Source organism: Lawsonibacter sp. (genome assembly GCF_022777125.1).
GTDB classification, from domain to species: Bacteria; Bacillota; Clostridia; order Oscillospirales; family Oscillospiraceae; genus Lawsonibacter_A; species Lawsonibacter_A hominis.
This window is the reverse complement of sequence record NZ_JALFGV010000150.1, coordinates 10,857-34,087: the sequence shown is the minus strand read 5'-3', so window position 1 is coordinate 34,087 and position 23,231 is coordinate 10,857. Positions and strand designations below refer to the sequence as shown.

The following is a 23,231-nucleotide window of genomic DNA, read 5'->3' as shown; positions in this document are numbered from 1 at the left end:
CGTTCAGTTGTACAATTTTCTCGGACATGGTTTACAGACTCCTTTCAGAATGGTGTGTCGCAACTTCATTCTACCAGAGTTCTGCAAACCATGTCTCTTTTTATCCTCTTTTATATTTGCGCAACTTATTTTACCTTATCTGTTTGATAGACCGAGCAAGGTGTTCCCGTGTGCTAGCCAAATGAGCTGGAAGCCGGGCGAAAAGGAATTCATCGAGAACATCGGTTGTCAGATGCAAGGCCCATTGAAATTCCCGAACCCGTTCTTCCTGCAGGGGGTGTTCTATACGCTTTCGCCGCAACACGGTGAGCCTTTCTCGAATGTATCCGGTGATACTGTCATAGTGCGCAGCAATCCAGCAGAGAAAGCGATAGAGGAAGGTGGGCCAAGCCAGCGGGCGGCTTTGGAGTTTCGTCATCTGGTCGTTGGGAAGGGCGTGTTCCAGCTGGAGGATCAGGCGCCGGTACGGCGCATGCTTTACCCAAGGTAAAGCATAATTTCGGTTTGAAAGGCGCTTCTTTGCTTGCAGATCCGACGGCCCGTGCCGAAGCGGACAGAAGGGCGCAGTGCGCCGTCTGACGGGATGGATTGGATGGGTAAGCGGAAAAAGCCTCCCTATTTCCAGGGGGATCAGTGGTTCAACAAAAAAGTGGAGGGCCGTACACGGGAGGCTCTGGCGCAGCGCAACGGTGCGTTTGCCCGGGAACACAAGGCGGGCAGCAAGGAAGCGCTGCTGGACTATGTGCGCAGCGAGGCGGCGCGGCTGTGGTTTACGCCAAACGCTGTTGAGATCATCGGAGGGACATACATCGCCTCCCGTTTCGGCGGCTGGTATCAAGCGGTCACTGCGGCGGGGCTCAGGCCGCCCGGCCGGGCGGCGCAGTTTACAAACCGCAAAATCTACAAAGAGGAATTCAAGCGCCAGGCGCGGCTGTTCAAACAGGAGCGTGAAACGGCGCGGGAACAGCGGCGGAATGCGAACCGGGCTGCATCCCACACCGCTGCCGAAACTCAGGAAGCGCTCCATTTGCAGGAGCTGGAATGGCGCCGCGCACATGAAAGCGACTCCGACGAAGAGCTGCTGGACTATATCCGCCGGTGTGCGGATGAGCTTGGCCGCACGCCCCTTGGGCGGGAGGTCCAGGGCATCGCCTATCTTCAGGAACGGTTTGGAAGCTGGGCCGCAGCGGTCCATTTGGCCGGACTGCGGCCCACCGGAAGCACTTCACCGGCGATTGCTGGCGGAGCGGTAGATTCTGGCCGTGGAAAAGATATGGGAGATTGATGGCAACGATAACAAAGAAACAATTCTCTGTGCCAGAAAAGCCCACAAGCCCGCCGTGCCGCAACTGATGGAGCAGATGAAACACGCCGGATATGCTGGATTTTGCACCGGATACAGTGGTTGCACACTCTGCGATCCATGCGCACGCACGGAGAATCAGCCCTGTAAATGCCCAGAACTTCGGATCAGCTGTATGTCGGCCTACTGCGTGGATGTAGCAGAACTGGTATCGCGGTGCGGTTTGCCCTTTGTCTGGGACGCAAACAAGCTGCATTTGTTTGGGATGATCGCATTTCACAAGGTATATTGCTCCGTTGAATAATGAATTTAAGTGTGCAAGAGAGTGCAAAAGAGTCCATTGAGGGCGCAAAAGAGTCCATTGACATTTTGAATAAAGCGAGGTATCCTTAAGTAAGTAAAATCCACATTTCAAACAAACTGAATATTAACTCCGGCTTTTGTGGCAAAAGTGCGCGACCGGAACGGTGTTCCAGCACCGTGAAGACACGCATTCTTGTTCTGGTGAACAAGGGAAACGGGTGAAATTCCCGAGTATGTGTCGGTATGCGGCGGTTTTATCAAACCGCGGCGTAACCGGCTTAGTAGCTGTGATTACGGAGTGCAGCCTCTGTGCGTCCTGTGGGCGGATATTGCGAAAGCAAGTCATTGGAATCCCTGTAATGGGGAGGAGAGAAGGCGAGGTTTGCGCGTTGGTGCTTGTATAGCGCCTGAACGTATAAGGCAGAAGACCTGCATAATAGATCATACCCATGCGGAAGCACACGCTCCGCAAAAAGACTGATCTATGCCGAAGGGGCGCGCGGATGGGGTATCCATTCGGGTGTCTCCATTTTTGCGTACAAAGGCGACAGTATTTTTACTGTCGCTTTTCTGTGCCATCCACAAATGCGGGCGTAGTCTATACGTTCGCATTTTTTATTTCTCCAAGGCAGGGAAATACGGTACTGCATCATTCCATCGGGCCTTCGCCCGATTCCATAAAGGCGATACGCGCCGACAATTGAATAGCCACATCGGGAAAGAATACCGTGTTCGGGGAAACGCGCGAGGAAATGAGCGCGTCAAGGCACGAAAAACGCGGTCTACGTCGCGGCGGGCGGGAGCGCAGGAAACGATACCGGGTATGTGGTGGAGGCTACATCATCCATGCAAAGTCAACGGCCTTCGTGCCGTGACGATAAGAGATTTTCACGTTTACAGGGATATGAGGAGGTGGGGCCCGTGGGCCATTCACTGAAGGCACAGTGAAATTCTATGCGCTCTGTGCCTGTTCCCGCGAAGCATAGGTTAAAATTTAGAAGGGAGCTTTTCACATGAAAATGAAAAAATTCACAGCTGTTATCCTTGCGCTCGTCATGGTTTTCGCCATGAGCGCTAATGCGTTTGCCGCCACCAATGCAACAGCGTCCCTCACTGTTTCTTACGATGGCGAGCCCCTGCTTGAGGAAACTGTCAATGTTACGAGTGGTATGACCGCGAAGGCTATGCTTGACCAGTATCAGGACTATCTTGATCTGGTGTGGGGCACTGTTCCCAACCTGAACCCTAACCCTGCATTTTCCAGCACCGCGTACATTGTTGATACGATTTATAGCACGGGCAGTGAGCCTGTTGGCGCTGCTTCCGGCATTCCTGCTCAGTTCTGGAGCTCTACATACCCGGGCTATGGCATTGAATATACGGAGACAGTAAACGGGGAGACCGTTTATCATTTTATCTATGTCGGAAATGATTGGCAGTTTACCGTGAATGGCGAGATGCCTGTGGACCCTGTTTACACGGATTCTGACGGCAATAACTATCAGCTTTATGTGGATCAGTATGTTGTCAACGCGAATGACGAGGTGGTCCTGAATTATGCGGAGACTGTCACGCGCTGGACCGGCACCGACAACTGGCTGACTGCGTAAGCACCGCTCCGATTGATTTTTGAATGACATAGTCTGATGCCCCTCGCCCGGTCTTGCGCATTGCTGGCCGGGCGGGGGCCATTTTGCTATATGGCGCTTATGCAGTTAGGAGTGAAAAAATGGAAAGCGCAAATTTCGTGTGGAAACGCATACCAGCACTGTTTGTCTCCCTCGTTCTTTTTTTGATATTGATTCCCAGCTTCATGATTTCTGCTTCGGCCTCGGAGGCGGGTGGGGATAATTCGCATGGGTATGTTAGTGATATGCAGTTGAATGCGTCGATACGAACGGACAAAAATATACCTACGTTTGAGTTTTCTCCTGATAAGACCAAATATGATGGTGTTAAGTTCATTGATACATCAACAGGCACGCTTATTCTGACGTTAAATGAAAATGCAAAAACAGATGGGAGCTTAGGCTACTCAATTTATTTAGGGGATACAAAAATTGCAACAAAAGCAATAACCAATGTGAAATCAAAAATAACACTGGCGCCTTTATTTATAAATCTGACTATGGGTGAGGTAAACAACATCTCGATCCGAGTCGGTACATTTGTCGACACCAAATCCAGCGTGACTGATTATGACGAGTATCTGCTGTCCGCCTCAGTTCTTCCTGGCATCAGTAAGCTATCTGTATCTGATAGCTCAAGTGAAATAGAGATTTCCCCTGAATTCGAGATGGGCGTAGTTTATTTCACTGACACCTTCACCGCAGTTAGCACAGATGACGAAGTCGCCTTGACGGTTACGTTCAAAAACAATAAAAATGTACAATGCTATGTAGGAACCGGCGAAGAAAAGATCGCTTTAACAAGCAATACAGCGCAGACGATTCAAATCAAAGATTATATTGACGGGGACGCCGCCGCTCAGATCGCAAAAATTCCAATCTACCTTTTATATGACGTTGAGGAAAAGGAAAAATGCGAGAATACATTTTATCTTTATGTAGCTGATCCGGAGAACTTTAGCCCTGTGATCACGGCGCAGCCGCAGGGTCTGGCCTGTAAGAAAGGATCAACTCCTGAACTATCTGTTGAGGCGACTGACCCGGATGGGAATGATGATCTCACTTACCAGTGGTATAAAGGCAGCGTAACAAGTAATATGAAGGCGATCCCCGACGCGACCGGCCCTTCGTATACGGTCCCGGAGGACGACACGGCACGCGCGGGAACAACCTATTATCGATGCGATGTCACCAATTCCATCAACCTGGAAGCATTTGGGGAATTGAGCTTTGTGAGCCAAAGCGAGACGGTGGCGGTTGAGACAGAGCTCACCTATGTATCCAATCCGAAAATACTACGTGACCTAGGCAGCTTTAAGGTAACAGAAACGAACCAATTTGCGGCAGATTATTGCACGACCTATTCTGCCGGCGAAAAATTTGATACGATATATATCGCGGTCGAACCGCCGGAAGCGGGCGTGACGCTCAGCTACGCTTACTATGTCAACACGGAGCAGGATTTTGAAACCGCGGAAATTTTAGAAGTAAAATCAGACAAATTAACTGCTGGCTATGATCCCCGTGTTGGTTCATATGAGACATATGGCGTGAAACCAGTCAGCGGCTTTGCGGAAGGCGAATATTATATTTGGTGTGCCGTAACGGCATCGGCAGAAGACGGCAGAACAGCGCAATCGATCAGCGGTCCGGTCAAGCTGACCTTTGAATCGCTTCCGCTTGACTTTGCCAAAGGCAGGGGCACCGAGAGCGATCCTTACATCATTGAAACGGAAGAGGACTTTGCGAAAATTCGTGACTACGTTTACAACGGGCAATGGTGCTCGGGCGTCCATTTCCAAATGGGAAATGATATCGAGCTGTCTGCCGATTGGACTCCCATTGGCGGAGAAAACGAATCTCTTGAGGTAAACGGAAGAACAATTCAGGCATTTAGCGGCATTCTGGATGGTGCAGGCCATAAATTGACCGTTGCCCCAGGCGGAAAGCCGTTGTTTAATTATGTCAGCGATGCGGTCATTAAAAATCTGAATATCTATGGTGAGAAAATCGGTGGAAACGGCTTAATTGACCATATGCATGCTGATTACGGCCCGGATGGCGATTACTGGACCGGTGTACCTGATTGTGTAACGCTTGATGGATGCCGGCTGTTGAGCGGTTCTTCTACCCTTAAAGCCGGCTTTATGGAGGGCAGCGGGTCCGGTGCAAACACAATTACAATTCGTAACTGCGTCGTTGAAGAAAATGTAGTCATCGGATACAACAAGGACCAAAACGGCATTGGCTCGTTTGTCGGCTCCATGTTTAACGGCATGATGGAAAATTGCACCAGTTCGGCCACTGTATTTGGCCAACATAAAGTTGGCGGTCTGGCCGGTAAAAAGGGGCAGGCTGTCGGACTGTGCGAGGTCCGCAACAGCAGCTTCCTGGGAACCATTGAAGCGACAGGCAACTGGGTCGGCGGTATTATTGCGGCAGGGTATTACAGCGATTCCGCACCGAACACGGTCCCTGTTTCCGTTGTGAATTGCTATGTAGCTGCCGATATTACTGGCAATGATTATATAGGCGGTATATTCGGCGGTGAAGAAGGGCTGAAAGGCGCACTCAATCAGTGCTGGATAACAGACAACTACTACTATGGAACAATCAGCGCAACCGGAACCAACGTGGGTGGTCTGATTGGCTGGTATGAGTCTGTCAACAACTTACAGCATATAGAAAATAACTACTATTATGACGCTTCTGGAACGACTCAGAATTTAATCGGCGGAGTAGGAAAGTACTGGGTCGAAGAAGACGAAAAAGACGCCATTATTTACGGCATGGGCTCTGCCAAGACTGCCGAAGAATTCAAAAACGGGACGGTCAAAGACCTTCTAAACGCCGGGAGCGACTACAAAAACTGGACACAGGACGAAGATGCGCTGTATCCGACGTTGTTCAGTGTGTCCACCATTACCAGCCTTGAACTTTCCGGAAATTACAAAACGGAATACTATCTCGGAGAAGAACTTGATTTGACCGGAATGGAAATTACTGCTGTTTACAGTGACGGGAAAATAACGAAACCTACGCTTAATGATGTTTCCATTACGGGATATGACAAAAATAAGCGTGAATACCAGACGGTTACTGTTTCTTATGGGGGTGCTTACGCAGAGTTCCGAGTTGTGGTGAAAAAACCCGCCACCCCAAATGCTCCCAACACCATCACGGTATATTTCAAGCTCATGGGCGATGACAACCACAACTGGGCGGATGATTACATCCCCGAGGAGGGTGAGGCCCACACTTTGCAGTATGGCGGCTTGAAAACATGGATCAGCAACGCAGCCTATACGGTAGACCAAAACGCGACCGTCGCGGATCTACTGGATATAGTCGCTGAAAAGCATGGCGTTGTTTTTGACAACCCCACCGGAAACTATGTTGAGAGCGTCACCTACAATGGCATCACCCTTGGCGAGTTTGATAACGGGAAACTGTCCGGCTGGATGTATACGCTGAACGAAAGCCATCCACTGTTCGGCGTCAGCGAGCAATTCCTTGAAAACGGCGACCGCATTATCTGGCACTATACGGATGACTACACCAAGGAAGAAGGCTCCGAAAAGTGGGGCGGCGGTTCTTCCACTAATAAGGATTCTGATGAGAAAGCAGCGGATGAGGTCATTGAGTTGATCGACGCCATCGGCACCGTGACCAAAGACAGCGGCAGCAAAATCGCCGCCGCCCGCACGGCCTATGACGCTCTGACAGACGCGCAGAAGAGGCTGGTCTCCAACTACGAAGTGCTGACTGACGCGGAGGCAGAATTTGAACGACTGGGTCTGCCCACCGTTGCCGGCCTGCCTTTCACGGACGTCAGCGGCCACTGGGCGCTGGAGGCCATCCAGTACGTCTATGACAAGGGCCTGATGGCCGGTACCAGCGATACGACCTTTGCCCCCGATGTGACCCTCAACCGCGGCATGCTGGCCACCATCCTCTACCGGTTGGAGGGCGAGCCCGCCGTCAAGAGCGCCGGCACTTACTCCGACGTGGCGGCAGACGCCTACTATGCCAAGGCGGTTGCCTGGGCGACCGAGAACAAGATTGTTTCCGGCTACGGCAACGGTTTCTTCGGTCCTGCCGACAATATTACCCGCGAGCAGATGGCCGCCATGCTCTATCGCTACGCCTCTTATAAGGGCTATGATGTGAGCAGGTCGGGAGACCTGAAGTTCTATACCGACGCAGCCTCCATCGGTTCCTGGGCGGTGGACGCCCTCCGGTGGGCCAATGCGGAGGGGCTGATCAACGGACGCACCAGCAGCACCCTTGTACCCGCAGGAACTGCCACCCGTGCCGAAGCGGCGACCATCCTCACGCGCTTCTGCCAGCGGTATGTACCGGAGCTGACCACGCCCGAGGAGCGGGAATGGACCGTCAACACCAATGGAAGCATCGGCGTTGATTCCAGGACCAACACTCTGCGTCCCCGTGCCGTACCGGACAGCTCAGGCAGCGCCATGGTCCGGATTTCCGGGACTCAGCTGAAAAAGCTGATCGAGATGACGGAGAATCTGGACACAGCCCGTGCGCTGATCATCCCCACCGGCCAGGGGAGCCTGAAGTCACTCACCCTGGAGCTGCCCAAGCTGGAACTGAACCAGATGGCGTACCGGTCCGAGGTGGGGCTGGAGCTCCGGACGCCCCACGGCGAGCTGATCCTGAATACGGAGGCATTACAGATGCTGTCCAACCGCATGCGCAGCGATTTCGCGGCGCTCACACTGGGCGCCGGAGATGCCGCCGATGCGCGGACGGCGCTGGGCGGTGTGCTCCCGGAGGGCGTGACGGAGGATCAGCTGGAGCAGGCGCATGTGCTGCGTGCGTCTGCAACTTCCGGTTCCAATAAGATCACCTCCCTGGGCGAGCATCGCTATACCCTCCGCCTCCCGGTGGAAGCAGGTTTTGCTGCAGCGGACCCGGCCTGCACCGTGCTTTTTGCGGCGGAGGACGGTACTGTGACAACGCTGACCGGGAAGTACGTACAAGACGAATCATTCTCCTACATCAGCGTTTCCCTTTCGGGCTTCGGCACAGTGATTGCCCTGCCCTCCGGTACAGCAGCGGAATCTTAACTGGCGGGGTATGCGCCGCTGAACCTGTTCGCTTCGTGGAATGTCCCACGGGGTGATACCTTCCATTCTGTCTGGCCGGCCTCCGCGGGGTGTCGTCCGCACCCCGCGGGGGTTCCGCCGCAGAAAAGGACGGTCCTGTAACAGGTAAACCGGGACGGAGGCCGTGCGGCAGTAAAGTACGGGGCTGTCCGGCACGGTGAAACACAATTGATGCCGTTTTGCTCGAACGGCGGACGGTGGAGCGCTCCTGCCCGTAGGGGCGGGAGCGCTTTTTGACTACGCAGGATCGATATGGTAAGATGATAAAAGTCTCGCTGGAATGCACAATTTTTAACACATAAAACCTTGCTGAAATGAAACAGCGGGGAAATGAAACGATGGCGGATCGATCCGCTGAAAAGCTTGGGAGGAAACCATATGAAGCAATGGAAAGAAAGAGGCCTTAGCCTCCTGCTCGTGCTGGCTCTGCTGATGAGCCTGTCCGTCACGGCCCTAGCAGCAGTATCAAAGGATACGCTGGCGGATGCCATTACGGACACGGCGGCCTATCTGTACAAGACCGTCAAAAGCCCGCAGGTGGGCTCCATCGGCGGCGAGTGGGCGGTGCTGGGACTGGCCCGCAGCGGCTATGATGTACCGGAGCAGTATTATCAGGACTACTATGCCACCGTAGAGGAATATGTAAAAGCCTGCAACGGCATGCTCCATGAGAAAAAGTATACCGAGTATTCCCGCCTCATCGTGGCGCTCAGCTCCATCGGCAAGGACGCCCGGGATGTGGCGGGCTACGACCTGACCAAAGCGCTTGGTGATTATGACAAAACCATCTGGCAGGGGCTGAACGGCCCTATCTGGGCGCTCATCGCCCTGGATTCCCGGAATTATCCCATGCCGGAAAATCCACAGGCCAAAACGCAAGCCACCCGCCAAATGTACATTGACCGGATCTTGGAGTGTCAACTCCCGGACGGCGGCTGGAGCCTGTTCGGCGGTACGGCGGCGGCCTCCTCCGGCGACAACACCTCCGACCCGGATATCACCGGCATGGCGCTGCAGGCGTTGGCCAAGTACCAGGACCAGACCGCGGTGAAAAAGGCGACGGACGAGGCTCTGGCCTGTATGAGTGAAAAGCAGAACTCTACCGGAGGCTTCTCCTCCTGGGGTACCGCCAACTCCGAGAGCTGCGTGCAGATCATCGTGGCCCTGTGCGAACTGGGTATCCCCCTGGACGATCCCCGCTTCGTCAAGAATGGGAACACCCTGCTGGACAATCTGATGACCTTCTATCTCAAGGGCAGCGGATTCCTGCACACGGCGGACGGCTCCGGCTCCAACCAGATGGCCTCTGAGCAGGGCTTCTACGGGCTGGTAGCGGCCCAGCGGCTCCAGCAGGGCAAGAACAGCCTGTACCGCATGGGGGATGCGAAGGTCATCTCTGCCGGTGAGGGCGGACAGGCAGCTGGCTCCGGCCTCGCAGGAAAGGACCCCGCCGTACAGGCCAGACCGGTGATTGCGCCGGGCAAGACCTTTTCGGATATCTCCGGCGCAAATGCCCATGCAAACCAGCCCGCCATCGAGGCGCTGGCCGCGCGGGGGATCATTGACGGCAAGGGGAGCGGCCTGTTTGACCCGGACGCCAATATGACCCGGGCGGAGTTCTCCACCATCGTGGTCCGCGCCCTGGGCCTGACGGCCAAGGCCAACAACGTGTTTACCGATGTCATTACGGATCAATGGTATGCCCCCTATGTGGGAACGGCAAACACCTATGGCATTGTCAACGGCGTGGGAGACGGACGCTTCAATCCGGAAGGCACCATTACCCGGCAGGAGGCCGCCGTTATGGTGGCCCGCGCGGCCGGGCTCTGCGGGATGGATACGACAATGGACAATGCAACCACGCGAGACGTCCTGGCGCAGTTTGGAGACTATGTGACCTCCGCTGAGTGGGCGCGTTTCGGCCTCGCCTTCTGCTATCGCGAGGATATTCTGGATCAGAGCGACATGAACATCCGGCCCAAGGAAGCCATCCTGCGCTGCGAGATCGCGCAGATGATTGCCAATATGCTGGACACCGCCAAGCTTTTGTAATAGGAGGGTATTGTTATGTTGAATTTAACTTGGCTGAAAGATACGGATCATGTAGCTTATTGCAAAGAGGAAGATATCCTGCCCCGCCTGAGCCGGGAGCTTGGCATCGGTGATTTGGTCGACTGTGTAGCGGCATTTCGGGCAGCGCCCACCCCAGAGGGCGTCAATATCAAGGGGCTGAGGCGGACAACGCTAAAGCTTTTCATTCCCAATCTGATGTTTGATGAGCCCATTGATATGGGCGAGAATGTATGGATCTACATGGGCGAGCTGTGCCCGGCCTACTGCCTTTATACACCCTGGGAGGACAGTGAGGGGACAAAATGAAGCTGGCCAAAGGAAAGGTGATCGCCGTTCTGGCGGTCGTCGCTATCCTTGCCGGGGCGTTTTGGTACGGCGGCGGCGCGCCTGGTCTCCAAGGCTGGACAGTGGAGAAACAGCCGGCGGTGACGCAGCAGATGGACAAACCGGCAAACGGCAGCCCGGAGCTGCCGGAGAAGGGACAGAACGTCCCAGACGATACATTGGAGAAACCGGAGGATACAGAGCAGCCCGGTGAAACCGTTCCGGCAGAGACGCCGGAGGGCGGCGCGCCTTCTGAGCCGCCCGCAGATACGGAAATGCCGACAACGGAACCCACGCCCACGGAAGGTATAGATAGCCGCCCCGGCGGCCTTGAGGGCGGGATGACCGTGCAGGAGAAGCTGGATGCCGCGGCGGAGATCGCCGGCGGCAGTTCTCCCGGCGTGCTGGCCGGCGACAAGGATTACTCCGAGTCCCAGGGCATGGTCATCGACCCGGAGACCGGCAAGGACAAATATCTCACCGACCCGGTGCCGGAGGGAAAGCCTCTGCCTGTGGAACCCCAGGATGTAACCATTTCCGATACGGCCTACACCTGTACCCTCTCCATCTCCTGCGCCACCATCCTGGAGCACATGGACTGGCTGGACCCGGAGAAAACTGAGCTGGTTCCGGAGGACGGCTGGATTTTAGAGCCTATGGAGGTTACCTTTTACGAAGGCGAAAGTGTGTTCAACGTTCTTCAGCGTACCTGCAAGCAGCAGAAGATCCATATGGAGTTCGAGAACACGCCCATGTATAACAGCGCCTACATTGAGGGCATCCACAACCTGTACGAATTCGACTGCGGGGAGCTCTCCGGATGGATGTACAAAGTCAACGACTGGTTCCCCAACTACGGCTGTTCGAGATACCAGCTTCAGGACGGCGACGTCATCTGCTGGGAATACACCTGCGACCTTGGCGTGGATGTAGGCGGCTTCTACTCCACAGGTGCCTAACAACATACAGAGGGCGGCGAACCGCCGCCCTCTTTTGATCGGAAGTGATGAAAATTCAGAATCGGGATACTTTTTCCAGCTACCATCCCATCATTAATTTTTTGTATTTTGCGCTGGTGCAGGTGTTCAGCATGTGCTTCATGCACCCGGTCAGCCTGCTCATTTCCCTGGGCTGCGCCGCGGCCTACAATATCGATCTGAACGGCAGGAAGGCCGTAAAGTTTCAGCTGGCGTTCTTGCTGCCCATGATGCTCATGGCGGCTGTCATCAATCCGGCCTTTAACCATAAGGGCGCCACCATCCTGACCTATCTGCCCACTGGAAATCCGCTGACGCTGGAGAGCATGGCCTACGGCGTGGCCGCTGCTATGATGCTGGCCTCCGTCATCACCTGGTTCTCCTGCTATACGGCGGTTATGACTTCAGACAAGTTTGTATATCTGTTTGGCCGGGTCATCCCCGCCCTCAGTCTGGTGCTGTCCATGACCCTGCGCTTTGTGCCGAAATTCAAGGCCCAGCTCCATGTGGTCAGCGAGGCCCAGCGGTGTGTGGGCCGGGACGTGTCCAACGGCAGTATGCTCCAGCGGCTGAAAAATGCCATCACCATCCTGTCCATTATGATCACCTGGGCGCTGGAAAACGCCATTGAGACTGCGGACAGCATGAAAAGCAGGGGCTACGGCCTGCCGGGCCGGACGGCCTTTTCCATCTACCGCTTTGACGACCGGGACAAGGCGGCACTGGCGTGGCTTTGCTTCTGCGGCTTTTATATCGTCTGCGGCTGGGCGGTGGGCGGCCTGTATTGGCGCTATTATCCCACCATCAAGGGCGCGGCGGTCATACCCTTCACTGTCAGCTTTCAGTTGGTTTACCTGGCCTTGTGCCTGACGCCGGTCATTTTGAATGGAATGGAGGACAGGAAATGGAAACATTTGAAATCCGAAGCCTGACCTTCTCCTATCCGGAGCAGGCGCGGGCCGCGCTGGAGGAGATGAGCCTCACGGTCAAACAGGGGGAGTTCCTGGTGCTCTGCGGCCCCTCCGGCTGCGGCAAAAGCACGCTGCTCCGGCAATTAAAAACTGTCCTGGCCCCTCACGGCAGACGGAGCGGTGAGATCCTGTTTGAGGGCCTCCCGCTGGACGAGCTGGACCAACGGGAGCAGTCGCAGCGCATCGGCTTTGTCCAGCAGTCCCCGGATAACCAGATCGTCACCGATAAGGTGTGGCACGAGCTGGCCTTTGGATTGGAGAGCCTGGGATACGACACCCCAACCATCCGCCGCAGGGTGGCTGAAATGGCCTCTTTCTTCGGCATCCAGACCTGGTTTTATAAAAATGTGACCGAGCTGTCCGGGGGCCAGAAGCAGCTTTTGAATCTGGCCTCCGTCATGGCCATGCAGCCCTCGGTCCTCATCCTGGACGAGCCCACCAGCCAGCTGGATCCCATTGCCGCGTCGGATTTCCTTGCCACCCTGGGCAAGATCAACCGGGAGCTCGGAACAACCATCCTTTTGACTGAGCACCGGCTGGAGGAGGCGTTTCCCCTGGCTACCCGTGTGGCAGTCATGGACGGTGGTAAACTCCTTTGTACCGGCACGCCCAATGAGGTGGGGGCCATTCTGAAGGACGCGGGCCACGCCATGTTCCTGGCCATGCCCACTTCCATGCGGGTATGGGCGGCGGTAGAGAACGGCGCTCCCTGCCCCATCACCGTCCGGGAGGGCAGGGACTGGCTGGCAGCCTTTGCAGCAGAGCATCCCGTGAAAGAATTGCCCGGGGAGCCGGAATATGCCTATCCGAATGAAATCGCGCTAGAGGCAGACGAGCTGTGGTTCAAGTATGAGAAGGACTTGCCGGATGTGGTAAAAGGGCTGACGCTCTCGCTCAAAAAAGGCGAATTCCTGGCTCTGCTGGGCGGCAACGGCACCGGCAAGACCACCAGCCTGAAGCTGCTGGCGGGGCTCGCAAAGCCCTACCGGGGAGAGATTCAGAGCATCGGAAGCGTGGGGGTGCTGCCGCAGAATCCCCAGGCTCTGTTTGTAAAAAAGACCGTCCGCGAGGATTTGTATGAGATTCTGAAGGGCAAAAAGCTGACGAAGGAATACGCGGACGCCAAGGTGGCCTATGTGACCGCCCTGTGCCGTCTGGGAGAACTGTTGGACCGTCACCCCTACGACCTGTCGGGCGGGGAACAGCAGCGGGCGGCGCTGGCCAAGGTGCTGCTGCTGGAGCCGGACATCCTGCTGATGGACGAGCCCACCAAGGGTCTGGACGCCGAATTCAAGCAGACCTTTGCGGAGATCCTTCAGGCATTGTTGGGCCGGGGTGTGACCATCCTCATGGTCAGTCACGACATCGAGTTCTGCGCCCGGTACGCCCACCGCTGCGCACTGTTCTTTGACGGAAGTATCGTTACCGAGGCACCGCCGAGAGCCTTCTTCTCCGGCAACAGCTTCTATACCACCTCCGCTAACCGCATGGCGCGCGGCATTATCCCGGAGGCCGTTACCGCAGAGGACGTAATCTCCGCCTGCGGCGGCGTATTGCCGCCCGTTCCGGAACTGCCCGATGACATCCCGCCCCTGCCGGAGCCGGAGGAGAACGGCCCGGACGCGGGGCCGGCAAGGCTGCCCTGGTGGCGCAAGCTGATTGCCGTGATCTCCGGGGCGGTAACAATCGTTTTGTTTGTGCAAGCTCTGGGGATCACAGATCTGACTGCCCTGGTTACCCGGGAAGGCGTTACCGCCCTGGCAGGAAGCCAGCTGCGCCTCTACGGCATTATGCTATTTTGTATGTTTGCTTTTGCCTTTTCCATTACCCGCCGCGCCCACCGGCCGGACTATCTGGTGCAGATGCCAAAAGAAAAGCGGAAGCTGGCGAAGCGCACTGTTGTGGCTGCGGCGCTGATCCTGCTGCTGATTCCCTTGACACTGTTTGTCGGCGTGTACTATCTGGACGGCAAAAAGTATTATTTTATCTCCCTGCTGATCCTGCTGGAGACCATGCTGCCCTTCTTCCTGATTTTTGAGGGCCGAAAGCCCCAGGCACGGGAGCTGGTGATCATTGCGGTGATCTGCGCCGTTGGTGTTGCTGGCCGTGCGGTGTTCTTCATGCTGCCGCAGTTCAAACCGGTTATGGCTCTGACGATCATTGCGGGCGTGGCGTTTGGCGGCGAGACTGGTTTTCTGGTGGGGGCCATGACCATGCTGGCCTCCAACGTGCTGTTTTCCCAAGGACCGTGGACGCCTTGGCAGATGTTCTGCATGGGGATCATTGGGTTCCTGGCCGGCGTCCTGTTCCGGAAGGGCTGGCTGCGGCGCAGCCGGGTCAGCCTGTGCATATTCGGGGCGCTTGCCGCCATTGTGATTTACGGCGGCATCATGAACCCGGCCTCCGCCCTGATGTGGGCGCCTGATCTGAACGGAAAGATCCTCTTGACCTACTATATTTCCGGCTTCCCCATGGATTGCATCCAGGCTGCCGCCACATGGCTGTTCCTATGGTTCGCCGCCGAGCCCATGCTGGAAAAGCTGGATAGAATTAAAGTGAAATACGGTTTGGTGGAGTGAATGGCAGAATCTATCTGATGAGTCAAGGCCAGCCCTGAAAGGGATGGCTTGAAAAAGCCCTATAAGGGCATAGTACGGCCAGCGCCTAAAAGACGCTGGCCTTCACTATGTTCAGGCCATTGTGGATTGATTACCTCGCTTGACCCTTAAAAGGGTTTTTGTATTCCTTGGTGCTTACCTTATCTTCTATCTGGTCCTGTTTCCTATCTTCGGGTCGTGTCAAGAATTTTTTGCACTTTGATTTGCAGTCTCTGGGATGAATAAAGTCAGCCAACAATGGAGGCGTCCTCAATGGCAGCCTCCAGGTGCTTCATGTTCATATGCTTCTTGTTGCCCCACTGGGCACCGGCCACATGGCGCAGGCGGGCACAGACCAGCATGAGGGCAGAGTTTCCGGAAGCCGTGAAACGCAAGCAGCACAAGGATTCCGATCCTCGTGAGCACAAGAAATGCTACGCTCCCAACGGCCTGAAATTGCGGCACTCCGCATCGAAGGTGGCCATTGGGAAGGCGATACCGTAGTATCCACATAATATCCTCTGCACCAAAATTGTCGGTTTCCATACTTGTATTTCAGATTTACATGTCTCTCATAGATAATCAGCGTACTTTTTCCTTTTAGAAATCCCACAAATCCAGATACACTTATCTTTGGCGGTATACTCACCAGCATATGGATGTGATCTGGGCACACTTCTGCCTTTATGATCTCAACCTGCTTCCACTCACACAGTCTTCTTAGAATTTCTCCTATTTCCTGCTTCTTATCCTGATAAAATATCTTTCGTCTGTACTTCGGTGCAAATACCATGTGATATTTACAGTTCCATCTTGTATGTGATAAACTACTCGTGTCATTCATTTGGGTGAGCTCCCTTTGCTTTTCTTTGTGCAGTTGGCAGACCGCACCTTCAGTATAGCAAAGGGAGTTCTTATTTCCTACTCTCCGCTAAAGCTCTTACGGAACTCCCCGGCAGTGCCGGGGGGCGGACTACAAAAAACACACCTGCCCCGGAGGGCAGATGTGTGCTTCAATCGTACCCGCCCAGTAAAACGGGACCGGGCCTTACCGACTGAACGACGAGGGCAGGCCCGTACTGCCATGCAGTTTCCGGCCCGGTCGCTATTCCTGTATTCATACGTTTCGTGTGCTATGCGGCGGAACCCCCGCGGGGCGCAGACAACGCCCCGCGGGGGTCGGCCAAACAGGATGGAAGGTATCACCCCGTGAAGCGTTCCACAAAGCGAGCGGGTCTGGCGGCATTCACCACCACTGATCAGACTTCGGTGTCCGTACAGGAAGTCAGGACGATCACTGTGCCGAAGTCCGAAAGGGAAACACTGATGTAGGAGAATTCTCCGTCCCTGACATACTTTCCGGCCAACTTTGTCACCATGCCGTCCCCCGCCACGCAAAGTACGGTGCAGGCCGCATCCGCGGTGTCGAAGCCTTCTTCCACCGGGAGGCGAAGGGTAACGCGCTGCTCGCCCAGAGCGGTAATGTCATTCGAGCCGGAGGCTGCGGACACGCGCAGCACGTGCGCCTGACCCAGCTGTGCCTCTGTGACACTCTCCGGGAGCACGCCGCCCAGCGCCGTCCGCGCATCGGCGGCATCCCCTGCGCACAGCGTGAGCACAGCGCCCTCACCGCGCACCCGGTTGGACAGGATCCGCAGCGCGTCCGTGTTCAGAATCAACTCGCCATGAGGCGACCTGAATTCCAGTCCCACCTCAGACTGGTAAGCCATCTGATTCAGCTCCAGCTTGGGCAGCTCCAAGGTAATCTGCTTCAGGCTTCCCGCACCGGACGGAATGATCATCGCCCGCTCCACACCCAGGCTCTCCGACATCTCAGTCAGCTTTTTCAACTGGGTCCCGGAGATCCGGACCGAGGCGCGGCCTGTGCCGTCCAGCACGGCACGCGGCCGCAGGGTGTTGCTTCGGGAGTCGATTCCGATGCTTCCGTTTGTGTTGACCACCCACTCCCGCTCCTCGGGCGCGGTCAGTTCCGGTACATACCGCTGACAGAAGCGCGTGAGAATGGTCGCAGCTTCAGCGCGGGTAGCCGTCCCGCCGGGAACGATGGTGCTGCTGGTGCGTCCGCTGATCAGCCCCTCCGCATTGGCCCACCGGATGGCGTCCACCGCCCAGGAGCCGATGGCGGAGGTATCGGTGTAGAACTTCAGGTCGCCCATCTTGCTCACATCGTAGCCCTTATAAGAGGCGTAGCGGTAGAGCATGGAGGCCATCTGCTCGCGGGTAATGTTGTCGGCGGGGCCGAAGAAACCGTTGCCGTAGCCGGAAACGATCTTGTTCTCCGTCGCCCAAGCGACCGCCCCGGCATAGTAGGCATCCTGGGCCACATCGGCATAAGCGGCACCGCCTGTCACAGCGGGTTCGCCCTCCAGGCGGTAGAGGATGGTGACCAGCATACCGCGGTCAAGGGTGATGTCGGGGGCGAAGATCGTCTCGCCGGTACCGGCCATCAGGCCCTTGTCATAGACATACCGGATGCTCTCCAGCGCCCAGTGGCCTGCAGCATCTGTAAAGGGCAGATCCACGACCACCCCCAGCCGGGCAAGCGCCTCTTCTGCGGCGATGAGCACGTCGTAGTTGATGACCAGCTTCTTCTGTACCTCGGATAAAGCGTCATACGCCGCGCGGGCTGCTTCGATCCTGCCTTTGCTGTCTTCGGTCACGTCACCAATCGCATCGATCAGATCGCTCACCTTGTCGGCAGCCGTTTGATTCCGCCCTGTTGTATAGCCGTAGGAACCGTTGCTGGTGCTTTCCCCGGGCCGGCCATTCGGATTCCATCCGGTATCGCGGTAGTCGTCCGTAAAGAAGAACACCATGTCGTCGCCATCCTGAAGCGTTACAGATGCCATATAGTCCGGGAATACGCCGTTGATGGTGTACATCCAGCCGCTGTAAGCACCGTTGCTAAATTCGCCAAGGCGTACGCCCGCAGGGCTGGTGATATATGCAATGTAGCTATTGCCTCTCGCTTCATAGGTATAGCCGTTTTCGTCCAAGACCTGACGGAACAAGTCATAGGCCGTGGTCGTACCGGGCAGACCGGTACGCCTAGTCATGCTTATCCACGTAACCGTCCCGCCCTCATGGTCATCGTTCCCATGGATGGTGTCGCCCAGCAGCGTAAAGGTGACATCAATACGTTCCTTGGTCGGCAAGTCGGGTTGTCCCCCGCCGCCCGATCCGCCGTGGCCTTCCCGCTCCCATTTGAGGATAGGATACCCATCATTGATACCAGCGTCCGCCACGTAGCATTGCACATAAGCATCACGATTGAGTGCGGTAACAAAGGAGGCGTTCTTCATCGCACTCTCGCTCTGGGCAGAGGCAGTTCTGTCCTGAGGCAGCGTATTCAAATAGAAGCTACCGTGGACGGTGGGGATATAATCCGTGCCACCCAGACTGCCCAGCACACCGCCGGTATACAGCCCTCCCGTGACAGAGCCTGCGCTGTAACAGCCAAGTGGGGCGGAGGCCACGTAGACCTTACCGGAAATACCGCCCACATTGGAGGTGCCGGTAATATCTCCGACATTATAGCAACCGGTAATAACGGCGTAATTCTGGGCCTCGCCCACAATGCCGCCGACTAGCTTTGCACGCACCCCACCTACCGTGCCGCGGTTCGCACAGTAATAGATGTCGCCGTAGGAGCTTGCGCCGGCGATTCCTCCAAGCTGCTCCACACCGCGGATGATTGCGGTGTTGCAGCACTCCTGGACCATTCCGTGCAAACCGATCTGTCCAGCGATCCCGCCTACCTGGGAGTGTCCGGAAACCGTCCCGCTAAAGGTACATCCGGAAATTTTGCCCTCGACGGAGCCGACAATCCCGCCCGCGCTGATCGCGTTCTCCCCGCTACAGATGATTGTACCGGAGACGCTGAGATTTTTGACCTCGCCATTACCGCCGACCACTCCGAAGAAGCCTTGTTCCCCCTTGTCAGAGGTCAGACGGAACCCGGATATCTTCTTCCCATTTCCGTCAAAGGTCCCCAGGAAAGGGGCCTTTTCATGGCCAATGGGGTACCAGTTTTCCGTAGTCAGCGTCAGATCGTTGGACAGCCGTCCCTGAATGGAGGTATTGCCTCCGTTTACCTCGCTGACAAACCAGTGAAGCTCCTGCTCGTCCGTGATGACATACACGCCGGCTACATTGGCCGGCTCCGTACACGCGCTGTCCGCCCAGACACCGGCATCTTCCGCCAGGACTACCTTGGAGGATACAGCTTTTTCCACATAGCCCGCCTGATTACCGGTCACCCGGACCTTGATCACGTATCCAACGTCGGCAACAGCCACGGTATAAGTACTGCCCGTCGCTCCGGGGATGGCGGTATTTCCTCGGTACCACTGGAACTGAGGCCCATCTTCCACGCGGGAATAGGCGGCCGTTAGGGTCTTGCCCACCACAGCCGGACCGCTGAGATAGACCGAGCCGTTCATTCCCTCGATCCGGTCGGCGGCTTCGCCAGCGACCGCGCCGCTATGGGAAGCCGAAAACGCCTTGACGCGGATAAGCTTGCCGGCCAGGTCTACAGGGACCTTGTAGACAGCGGCCCCTATGTCCAGTACATATTCGCCGTCTTCATCCGCTGTGTACCAGACGAAGAGCGGATCCTCCGCATTCCCGGTATAGGAGGCACTCAGGGTACCGCCGGACTTCAGTTCTCCGCTGATTTCTAATGAACCGGTAAGCGCCGGAAGTGCATCCGGGGTGTTGGCCCTGGTCTGCCATAGGAGGACGGGATACCCCCCGTTAAGATTAGATGTATCCCGGGCAAAGGAATTGCCCAGCTGTACGGGAAACCCCTGTGCTTTCATCTCCGCTTCCGATTTCCCAATGCCGCCGCCGGTAACCGCCAGAGTATTCAGATAATACGCATTGGAAACACAGTCGCTTTTGCGCCCCACCACAGCGCCCACATAATACTGCTCGTAGCTGTCATTATCCTCATAGTACATTCCCATGACGGCGCCGGTTCCATATAGGTTTTCCACTGTGGTCTGGGTCGTGGTAATACCGACCACGCCGCCCACATGGGAGCCCATGGAGACCACAGCGCCGGTGTTATAGAGGTTGGAAGCGGTGTTGTTGTTCCAACCGATCACGCCGCCCACATACGAGCGCAGTGCTGCGGCATGTCCAATCACCAGGCCGGTGTTGTAGCAATCGCTTACTTCACCCTCATTGGCCGCGCACACGCCCCCGGCAAAATCAGAGGCACTTTCCGCCATGCCGGTGTGAAAACTGCGCGTCACCACACCGCTATCCTTGTTCAAAGCTACGATACCGCCGACGTATTTACTGGCGGTTACGCAGCCCTGCCCGGAGCAGGCAGACACCGCTCCCATGTTGACCGCCACAAGCCCTGCTACATCGTTGCCGCCGGTCACATCAGCCTTGACACGGCAATGATCGATGGAGCCGTAGTTGTACGCTGCCAAGGCCGCCGCGTAGTCCGCGCCGTTCACCTGGCCCTCGATCGTCAGGTTCTGGATACTGCCCGCGTTTCCGGCAAAGAGCGCCGTGCCGGGCTTACGGCTGCTGACACAGAGATTTTGGATCGTATGCCCCTGGCCATCAAAGCTGCCTGTATACGCGTCGGCCTCCGCCGCACCGCACATGGGTGTCCAGGGCTGGTTGTTCAGATCGATGTCGGCGGTCAGCGCACCATTCAGCGTAGGATAGGTCTTGAGCTGTGAGGCAAACCAAGCCAGTTCCTGGGCGGAACCGATCTGATAGACGCTGTTTACCGCCGTGGGTTCCTGCATGGCCACGCCATCCCAGCCCTCCGGATCCGGATCGGGGGCTTCAGGGCCGGAACTCTGTCCCACCTGCCACTTCAGGATCGGATAGCCGCCATTGAGATTGTTCGCATCGTCGATGAATGCATCGCCTAACGCGGCGGCAAAAACCTTCAGCTCATCGGCGTTTTTACCGACGGCTTCGCCCTGCACTGTGCAGCCCTTTTCATTGGCGACCACATCAAATGCAGGAGTATCCCGGTAAAATACATTTGCGAGTGTTTTGGTCTGACTGGCGCTCTCCAACGCTCCGGCGATCTTGCCCCGCGCGGCATCGGTTGCGCCAACGACTTCGCAGGCCATATAGGCATTTTCTATCGTACTGCAGCGGAAATTTCCGACGATGCCGCCGGCATAACCGGTAGTCGCGCGCACCTCGCCCACATTATAGACATTGGTCACCGCACTGCCATAACCATACTGGTCACCGACGATACCGCCGACTTTTGACGCCCCTTTCACCGAGTCGGTATTATAGCAATTCCGAAGCGCAGAGGAACTGACCGCATCAATCCGGCCGACCACGCCGCCCACGGTATGGTCGCTCGCGGTGATCGCTCCTCGGTTGGAGCAATTCTCCATGGTCCCGTCCTTTTCCAAGTCGCCAACGATACCGCCCACATAGCGATAGCCGTTTATTTGGGCCAGGTTGTGGCAGTTGATAACGGAGCCCTTGCAGTCTCCCACGATGCCGCCGGTATAATTTTTAGTACCTTGGATCCTTCCGTTCACGGTCAGGTTTCTGATTTCACCGCCAGTGCCGAGATAACCAAAAAATCCGGTTCCGTTCACGCTATTCTGAACGGATACCCCTGAAACCGTATGGTCACCGCCGTCAAAGGTGCCCGTAAACGCCTGGCTGCTGCTGGCACCGATAGGCGTCCACTGATACAGGCTGCTCTCCCCTGCGGACATATCCTCATTGAGGACAATATCCGCGATCAGTTTGGCGTTGGCGTCCATCGAGGCATTTTGGCCAAACCAAGCCAGTTCTGCCGGGCTTCCGATGAGATAACCCCCCTGGGAATCCCGTGCCGGTTCGGTCACGGTGACGCCGTCCCACACCGTCTGGAGGGCTAAAGTCTCCCGGATGCTGACGGCCCCATCCTCCACGGTGAAGCTTCCCCTGGCCGACTGGTACCCACCGCAGGAGATGGCGTAGGTATATGCACCTGCGGGTAGTCCCTTGGTGTAGTCCCGTGCGGTACCGTCGGCATCCCGTACCACAATGGTAGGCTCGGTTGCCGGGCCACCGGCCGTCTTATCCACCACAATGGTCACAGTGCGCAAGGGAAGTGCGGTCAGAGTGACGGTCTTGTCCGCTTCTCCATTATAATGGAAGGTCTCGTCCGTCACATCTTCGTACCCGAAGGCAAAGACGGAATAGGCGTAGTCCCCCTTGGCCAGCTTATAAGACGTGGTACCTGCGGCAACAGGTTCGATCTGCACACCATCCTTCTCCAGAGTAAATGCTGCGTTGGAGGGGGTCACGTTGAAGGTTACGTCATAGGTCTTGACGGCTAACGCAATGGACAACACGCCGTCATGCTCTGTATAGGGAACGGTGAAATTACCTCTGACGTCCTCGTACTCGCCGTCTGCCGCAGCGGTATAGGTATAGGTCCCGGCGGGCAGGGCGTAAATACCTCCCTCACCGGTCCAGACCGTCTCCGCGCTGTCAGTCACTGTAAGGGTCGCAGTGTCCGGTGTCACCGCAATACCCACATAATTGGGAACCGTGTCGGTGGTGGTCTCCGACTTGTCCGCATAGCCCTCAGCGGACACCGTGACCTTCAGGATACTGCCGATGTCGAGCGCATCCACTGTATAGGTATCCGAATCGGCGCCGGCAATCGCTTCCTGGCCCCGATACCACTGATAGGAGACGTTTTCCGCCCCGGTATACCGGGCGCGCAGCGTACCGCCCACATAGACCAGGCCCGCGATGGTCAGACCTCCTGTGAGGATCTGATCCCCGGACGAGCCGCCGGATGTCTGCCAAGCCAGCACCGGCCAGCCATCGTTCAGGTTCTCTGTGTCTTCCATGAAAACAGCCTTGCCCTCAGAGTCCGTTAGAGCGAGAACTGCGGCTTTCAGT

Annotated in this window: 11 protein-coding genes and 2 pseudogenes; 10 read left to right on the top strand and 3 right to left on the bottom strand. The window is 56.3% G+C overall.

Going from position 1 to position 23,231, the window contains the following annotated elements; genetic code table 11:
* The 10 genes from MR825_RS12425 to MR825_RS12385 form a co-directional block, all read left to right on the top strand.
* Nucleotides 1-490: hypothetical protein (locus tag MR825_RS12425; protein ID WP_287881003.1), on the top strand; the 490-nt coding region annotated here is incomplete at its 5' end.
* Between the two features lie 102 nt (nt 491-592).
* Nucleotides 593-1,285: a homing endonuclease associated repeat-containing protein gene (locus MR825_RS12420; RefSeq protein WP_287881001.1), complete on the top strand. Its 693-nt coding sequence runs from the start codon at nt 593-595 to the stop codon at nt 1,283-1,285.
* On the top strand, nt 1,263-1,607 hold the full coding sequence (locus MR825_RS14450) for a DUF2284 domain-containing protein (RefSeq protein ID WP_353845886.1): 345 nt from the start codon (nt 1,263-1,265) through the stop codon (nt 1,605-1,607). Before MR825_RS12420 ends, MR825_RS14450 begins: the two co-directional genes overlap by 23 nt.
* A 1,012-nt stretch (nt 1,608-2,619) precedes the next feature.
* Nucleotides 2,620-3,216: a hypothetical protein gene (locus tag MR825_RS12415; RefSeq protein WP_287880999.1), complete on the top strand. Its 597-nt coding sequence runs from the start codon at nt 2,620-2,622 to the stop codon at nt 3,214-3,216.
* A gap of 119 nt (nt 3,217-3,335) precedes the next feature.
* Nucleotides 3,336-8,327 (top strand): S-layer homology domain-containing protein, encoded by a 4,992-nt coding sequence (locus MR825_RS12410; RefSeq protein WP_287880997.1) that lies wholly within the window; start codon nt 3,336-3,338, stop codon nt 8,325-8,327.
* Between the two features lie 417 nt (nt 8,328-8,744).
* Nucleotides 8,745-10,418, top strand: a complete 1,674-nt coding sequence (locus tag MR825_RS12405; RefSeq protein WP_287880995.1) for an S-layer homology domain-containing protein — start codon at nt 8,745-8,747, stop codon at nt 10,416-10,418.
* A 15-nt stretch (nt 10,419-10,433) separates the two neighbouring features.
* Entirely contained in the window at nt 10,434-10,745 is a 312-nt protein-coding gene (locus MR825_RS12400) for a hypothetical protein (RefSeq protein WP_287880993.1), read from the top strand.
* Nucleotides 10,742-11,722 carry a DUF4430 domain-containing protein gene (locus MR825_RS12395; protein WP_287880991.1) on the top strand — a complete coding sequence of 327 codons (981 nt, stop codon included), beginning with the start codon at nt 10,742-10,744 and terminating at the stop codon, nt 11,720-11,722. Before MR825_RS12400 ends, MR825_RS12395 begins: the two co-directional genes overlap by 4 nt.
* Before the next feature lie 47 nt (nt 11,723-11,769).
* Nucleotides 11,770-12,672, top strand: a complete 903-nt coding sequence (locus MR825_RS12390; RefSeq protein ID WP_287880989.1) for an energy-coupling factor transporter transmembrane component T — start codon at nt 11,770-11,772, stop codon at nt 12,670-12,672.
* Nucleotides 12,645-15,290 (top strand): ATP-binding cassette domain-containing protein, encoded by a 2,646-nt coding sequence (locus tag MR825_RS12385; protein ID WP_287880987.1) that lies wholly within the window; start codon nt 12,645-12,647, stop codon nt 15,288-15,290. Before MR825_RS12390 ends, MR825_RS12385 begins: the two co-directional genes overlap by 28 nt.
* Before the next feature lie 266 nt (nt 15,291-15,556).
* Here MR825_RS12385 and MR825_RS12380 read toward each other — a convergent pair.
* The 3 genes and pseudogenes from MR825_RS12380 to MR825_RS12370 all read right to left on the bottom strand — a co-directional run.
* A pseudogene (locus MR825_RS12380) lies at nt 15,557-15,685 on the bottom strand (IS256 family transposase); the annotation flags it as partial.
* Between the two features lie 125 nt (nt 15,686-15,810).
* Nucleotides 15,811-16,152 (bottom strand): annotated as a pseudogene (gene tnpA, locus MR825_RS12375) (IS200/IS605 family transposase); the annotation flags it as partial.
* Nucleotides 16,153-16,567: 415 nt separating this feature from the next.
* Nucleotides 16,568-23,179, bottom strand: a complete 6,612-nt coding sequence (locus MR825_RS12370; RefSeq protein ID WP_287880986.1) for an S-layer homology domain-containing protein — start codon at nt 23,177-23,179, stop codon at nt 16,568-16,570.
* Nucleotides 23,180-23,231 lie beyond the last annotated feature (52 nt).

Bases quoted from the DNA above. Each gene is read 5' to 3' on its own strand.
- MR825_RS12420 (WP_287881001.1), top strand. From the start codon at position 593: ATGGGTAAGCGGAAAAAGCCTCCCTATTTCCAGGGGGATCAGTGGTTC.
- MR825_RS12415 (WP_287880999.1), top strand. From the start codon at position 2,620: ATGAAAATGAAAAAATTCACAGCTGTTATCCTTGCGCTCGTCATGGTT.
- MR825_RS12410 (WP_287880997.1), top strand. From the start codon at position 3,336: ATGGAAAGCGCAAATTTCGTGTGGAAACGCATACCAGCACTGTTTGTC.
- MR825_RS12405 (WP_287880995.1), top strand. From the start codon at position 8,745: ATGAAGCAATGGAAAGAAAGAGGCCTTAGCCTCCTGCTCGTGCTGGCT.
- MR825_RS12400 (WP_287880993.1), top strand. From the start codon at position 10,434: ATGTTGAATTTAACTTGGCTGAAAGATACGGATCATGTAGCTTATTGC.
- MR825_RS12395 (WP_287880991.1), top strand. From the start codon at position 10,742: ATGAAGCTGGCCAAAGGAAAGGTGATCGCCGTTCTGGCGGTCGTCGCT.
- MR825_RS12390 (WP_287880989.1), top strand. From the start codon at position 11,770: ATGAAAATTCAGAATCGGGATACTTTTTCCAGCTACCATCCCATCATT.
- MR825_RS12385 (WP_287880987.1), top strand. From the start codon at position 12,645: ATGGAAACATTTGAAATCCGAAGCCTGACCTTCTCCTATCCGGAGCAG.
- MR825_RS12370 (WP_287880986.1), bottom strand. From the start codon at position 23,179: ATGGAAGACACAGAGAACCTGAACGATGGCTGGCCGGTGCTGGCTTGG.